The organism is Methylobacterium sp. ME121 (assembly GCF_000974725.1).
Classification (GTDB): domain Bacteria; phylum Pseudomonadota; class Alphaproteobacteria; order Rhizobiales; family Beijerinckiaceae; genus Methylobacterium; species Methylobacterium radiotolerans.
Map to the genome: position 1 here is coordinate 1 of NZ_BBUX01000190.1, position 651 is coordinate 651.

The window sequence follows — 651 nt, forward strand, 5'->3', positions numbered from 1 at the left end:
ATCCGCCCCCAATGAAGTGGTCCGCCCTTTGGTATGGCTTTGAGCCTGGAGGACGGATCGATGTCGAGGAAGCGACCCAAGCCTGAGGAGATCGTCGCCAAGCTGCGGCAGGCGGACGTGCTGGTCGGGCAAGGCCAGAGCGTGGCGGAGGCGATCCGCGCGATCGGCGTGAGTGAGGTGACCTACTACCGCTGGCGGCGTGAGTACGGCGGCCTGAAGTCGGATCAGGTCCGGCGGATGAAGGATCTGGAGACGGAGAACCAGCGGCTCAGAAAAGCCATCGCCGATCTCACCCTGGACAAGCTGATCCTGCAGGAAGCCGCCCGGGGAAACTGACCAGCCCCGCGCGCCGACGCGCCTGCATCGAGCATGTCCGGACCGTGCTGAAGGTCTCCGAGCGTCGGGCCTGCAAGGCACTCGGGCAGCATCGCTCGACACAGCGCAAGGCGCCGCGGGGCAAAGATGACGAGGCGGCGCTCGTCGCCGAGCTGATCGAATTTGCCCGTAGCTACGGGCGCTACGGCTATCGGAAGGTCGCCGCCCTACTGCGGGCGGACGGCTGGCTGGTCAACGACAAGCGGGTCGAGCGCCTATGGCGGCAGGAGGGGCTGAAGGTCCCGGCCCGCCAGCCCAAGCGCGCACGGCTGTGGG

Annotated in this window: 1 pseudogene; it reads left to right on the forward strand. The window is 67.4% G+C overall.

Features of this window, described 5'->3' with window-relative positions:
- Nucleotides 1-60: 60 nt before the first annotated feature.
- Nucleotides 61-651, forward strand: a pseudogene (locus tag ME121_RS34860) (IS3 family transposase); the annotation flags it as partial.